The sequence below is a fragment of the Ferruginibacter sp. genome (genome assembly GCF_031430955.1).
Taxonomy (GTDB): Bacteria; Bacteroidota; Bacteroidia; order Chitinophagales; family Chitinophagaceae; genus Ferruginibacter.
The window spans coordinates 1-4,505 of sequence record NZ_JANPCM010000442.1 but is presented as its reverse complement, the minus strand read 5'-3'; the positions used below and the strand labels follow the sequence as shown (position 1 = coordinate 4,505).

4 protein-coding genes are annotated in these 4,505 nt (G+C 34.1%); 2 read left to right on the top strand and 2 right to left on the bottom strand.

Annotated elements, in window-relative coordinates; translation table 11 throughout:
• Positions 1-438 precede the first annotated feature (438 nt).
• Positions 439-855: a hypothetical protein gene (locus tag ACY65O_RS12250; RefSeq protein ID WP_462221142.1), complete on the top strand. Its 417-nt coding sequence runs from the start codon at positions 439-441 to the stop codon at positions 853-855.
• Entirely contained in the window at positions 848-1,264 is a 417-nt protein-coding gene (locus ACY65O_RS12245) for a hypothetical protein (protein ID WP_462221141.1), read from the top strand. The genes ACY65O_RS12250 and ACY65O_RS12245 overlap by 8 nt, the downstream gene beginning before the upstream one ends.
• Before the next feature lie 131 nt (positions 1,265-1,395).
• Here the strand turns inward: ACY65O_RS12245 and ACY65O_RS12240 are convergent, their stop codons facing one another.
• Complete coding sequence (locus ACY65O_RS12240) at positions 1,396-2,202, bottom strand: ice-binding protein (protein ID WP_462221140.1); 807 nt, start codon at positions 2,200-2,202, stop codon at positions 1,396-1,398.
• A gap of 727 nt (positions 2,203-2,929) precedes the next feature.
• Entirely contained in the window at positions 2,930-3,523 is a 594-nt protein-coding gene (locus ACY65O_RS12235) for a fasciclin domain-containing protein (RefSeq protein WP_462221139.1), read from the bottom strand.
• Positions 3,524-4,505 lie beyond the last annotated feature (982 nt).

The following is a 4,505-nucleotide window of genomic DNA, read 5'->3' as shown; positions in this document are numbered from 1 at the left end:
AAGCTGTTAATAAAATACGCTGTTGGTGCAACGGTTTTTATTTGAGATGGCGTTGCAGGGTAGGTTTATTTTGGGACGGGCATTTGTGCTTTGATGGGGCGGCATTGGCATAGTTTACTATGAGAAAGGAAGGGCTGAGTTCAACTGAATAACTTTATTGAGCTTTTAGTGGAACCTATTGCTGCAGGTAAAATACTTTTATATTGCTAATATCCCCTAAGCTGTATTTGCATTAATCTTAATTGCAAAACACTAATAATCTAAATTTATTTGTACCATTAAAAAAGGAATTCTATTTCCGTTTTTTACCACACCTCAAATAATTAAGCGGAAATAATAGCAAAGACCGCAAAGAACGTTTTGTAAAACACAAAACAAGGCGGATTTAGTCACTCTTAAAAACCTTATTTTTGACTGACAATTATCAGGTATCAAGTAATGAAATTATTATTAAATAACTGGACTAAAATATTTTTACTTAGTGCTTGTTTTGCATTAGCTATATTTGGATTTATGACAAAACTGCCATCGGTGTTCAGGCATTTTGATAAAGAATTACATGCGCTATTTTATTTTTTTGCAGCAGCATTTGTAAACCTGTTATTCGCAAATAAAAAAATCACTATCCATCTGTTAATATTTGGCGTGCTGTATTTATTTGGTGTAGCTATTGAGTATGCGCAGGAGTATTCTAATAAGTTATTCCACAAAAAAATACATGGCCGTTATGATATAGAGGATATTCAATCTAATCTGAAAGGCCTGATCGCATTCTCCATTCTATGGATAATATATGTTGGCCTTTGGTCTGTTTACAAAAAAGCTATAGTAAAAAAAGTGGCAAATAATGGATAATAATCACCCGGGTCTGCTGCAATTAAATGTATCTTTTATGCAATTAAAGATCCTTCTGTTGCTGCTTGCTATTTGTTGCCTGGCCTGCAATAATGGTAAAGCAAAAAAAGAAGTTAGCGAAACAACCACTGCTATTGAATTTGATACCACCAAATGGAGAACTAAGGACGGTGATGATTATCCTTACAGAGATGAATTGCTTACATACTTAATAACTAATAATAAACTGAAGGGCTGGAAAAAAGATTCTGTTGTGGCCCTTCTTGGCCAACCCGACAAGATTGACAGCAACTATTTATTTTACAGCATAGCACAAAATCGAATTGGTTTTTTTCCTTTGCATACTAAAACATTAGTAATAAAATTAGCTGCGGATAGTACAGTTGAATGGAGAAAAATTCATGAATAAAAAAATAAAACTGTAAAATAATAAATTGATTTACGCAAATAATTAAGTGGAGATAAGAAACCACAGTAATAATATTAATAATAATGGAGCCGGTATAAAACCAGCTCCATTATTATTAAACTCTCATTAATTTATTGGGGTTGCACCACAGTATTCATTTGCAGTGTTACTGCAGTTTGTGCCAGCAGCCTTCCGTTAATACTTGCACCTGTTTGTAAGTTAATACCAGTCTGTCCTAATATTATTCCTTCAAAATGGCTGGTAGTTCCTAAGGTAACGTCACCCGAAGTTTGCCAGAAAATATTTTTTGCCTGGGCTCCACCGGCCAAAGTAATCCTTACTGCAGAACTCATGATCAATGTTCCTGAAACCTGGAAAATCCACACATCATTGGGGCCACCGGAAATGGTGATATCGGTTGGTATGATCAATGCACTTGTCCAGTTATACAAACCCGGTGTAAGTGTTTTTCCGCCAATATTCCCTGCGCCTAAATTAATAAAATCAGGGTTAGATCGTCCTGCTGCATCGGTATATGCGGTTTGCATATCGCCGACTGCCGTAGTTAACCTTGTGGCATTATTTACTGTACAGGGCAGCGGTCCGGCTGCATCAACAGAATATATAGTACCGGAAACTTCTGCACAGGTTACTAAAATTGCTGCGCCTGTAATGGGGCTGCTTCCAATATCACCGGTAATAGCAGATTGAAAAACATTAGTAATTCCGGATTTTGACAGAATTGCAAAATTACCTGCAAGACCCAACGCTACACCTGCCTGCGGCTGCAGCACATTGTTGGAATTTAGTGCAATTAATTTTGAAGAATTTGAAATATTGGCAGAGGACATATCGCTGTCCATAGTTTTTTTACAGCCGCCTGATAATGCCACCAGTAGTGCTGCTGCGGCTGGTAATAATAATAATTTTGTACGCATGAGAATTGATTTAGTTGATTGTGAATAATTTTGAGCCTTTGTTATTTACTAAATCTGATTGCAGGGACGAGTATTAAATTCACCTGCATTGCACATTCATAGTTTACATGCCTCCAATAATGTAATTAACGACAACCAGTAGCCGCAGGCATTAAGGAATGGTGGACATTCCGGTTAGAGACAGGATTTGCAGAAATGATTACGGGCTGCTTAAAATTAAAGCTGATGACAATACTTAGCTTTACCCACAAATATTCCTTTTGCTTTACTTTACAGCAAAAGAACTATTGCAGTATTCTCAATGATTAAGTTGATCTATGTATCTTGATTTTATGTAACCCGTTACCGGTAAATTTCCTGTTCTGCAGTTATACAAAACTTTTCTGACTATGAAGCTTATTTTAAAAGAAGTGATATTGATTTTGTACTAACTACATTACCATAACCGTGCCATGGTTTTATTATAAAAACAAACAGAATTAATTTAATACCGGTATATTTTTCAATTTACGGGGAATTGTAAAAATAATTTGTTATAAAAAATAGTGGAAACAACCTTATATACTATATAATTTCAAATTAATCTCAGTCCTTTTTTTAAACGCAAGCTTAATTACTTTTTATGAACCATTCCCTGCAATCAATACTATTATAAACAGCAATTTATTTTTCAGCAAAAAAAAGAGCAGCCTTAGCTGCTCCTTTTTTACTTTTTTATTTTACGGAATTATTTTTTTGGCATTAACACTGCATCTATTACGTGTGTTACACCATTGCTTGATACTACATCAGCAATGGTTACATTAGCACCGTTAATCATTACTTTACCATCTTTTACGGTAACCATTAAATCTTTGCCCTGTACAGTTTTTAATTTCTGTCCGTCTTTTAAATCGGCAGCCATTATTTTACCAGGTACAACATGGTAAGTTAAAACACCGGTTAAATCTTTTTTCATTTCCGGCTTTAATAAATTGTCAACAGCACCGGCTGGTAATTTATTAAATGCTTCGTTAGTGGGGGCAAAAACGGTGAATGGTCCTGCACCGCTTAAAGTTTCGGCAAGGCCCGCTTCTTTTACTGCTGCAACTAATGTAGTATGATCTGCAGAACCTGCTGCATTTTCAACTATATTTTTTGAAGCTACCATTTTAGAACCACCAACCATAACACCAGGCTCTTCGGCAGGCATCATTTTAGAAGTATCAGCACTCATCATTTTAGTAGTGTCCGTAGTTGTTGTTTCAGCAGTTTTTTCGCCGTTATTACAAGCTGTAAGAAACAAGGCAGAAGTTGCTGCCATAAAAAGGATTTTTTTCATAAAAATTTGTTTTGTTGATTGATTTATTGATTAAAAAAACTATTAACGAAATAAAAGCAGAAAAGGTTTTAAAAACCCCATTTTTTTTACAGGCTGCAATAATTAAACCGTTTGTTTATACCAGTTGACTACCCCCTATTTGTTAAAGTAATTTATACCGCAGTTAACAAAAAGATAAACAGATTGATGTAAAGCGGCTGAAGAAATATTTTAAAGAGTGGGTTTTATTCGTCATATTAATATGACTCTTAAAATAATGCAGATAGAAAGGCTGTGGTATAAATCTTAATAATAAGTAAAGAATAAAGGTTGCTAATGCCAGCAAAAAGTTAAACCAATACTGGTTAAGCCTATTTTACAGATAGGTGCTACTGGCGTAAGGTTTGAGTGGGTAATTTTAATTCCTGGTTTTTTGACAGGTCTCGAACTATCGCCCCTTGCCAATACTTTTAGCTACATCAAATCGATATTAGTATTTGAGTATTATTTCGAATTGGTTTAGATTATGTCTTTTATCAGTCTTTTTTATAATAACATAAAATGAAACTCAAGGTTTGGAAAATAAAAAATCGCACCAAATCCATGAAATGATGATGTATATATTAGTGTGACCGCACCTTTAACACAAAAAGTTGTCTCTCAGATATACATACCCTCATCATCACTGATAAATGAAACCATTTTATAACAATTATGGATGATAAAGGGAAAATATAAAGCCCCTAACTGTTCATTAAAAACAAGAAGCAGCCACGAAAAAGATTAAAAAAACGGTTGCTGCAAATACAATAACCGTTTCTTTAATCTTTAATTCTAATTTATTAATATATAGATTATTATAATTCCCTGATTGATTACTGTTAAAAATATTTTTACCTTCAGATAAAAATAATAAAAGCAGTAACCCTATTATTTATAAAGAACACGGTAGGTTTGTTTTTCATTATTTAAAAGATCAGTAACAGTTACAAAATAAATTCCG

Bases quoted from the DNA above. Each gene is read 5' to 3' on its own strand.
- ACY65O_RS12250 (WP_462221142.1), top strand. From the start codon at position 439: ATGAAATTATTATTAAATAACTGGACTAAAATATTTTTACTTAGTGCT.
- ACY65O_RS12245 (WP_462221141.1), top strand. From the start codon at position 848: ATGGATAATAATCACCCGGGTCTGCTGCAATTAAATGTATCTTTTATG.
- ACY65O_RS12240 (WP_462221140.1), bottom strand. From the start codon at position 2,202: ATGCGTACAAAATTATTATTATTACCAGCCGCAGCAGCACTACTGGTG.
- ACY65O_RS12235 (WP_462221139.1), bottom strand. From the start codon at position 3,523: ATGAAAAAAATCCTTTTTATGGCAGCAACTTCTGCCTTGTTTCTTACA.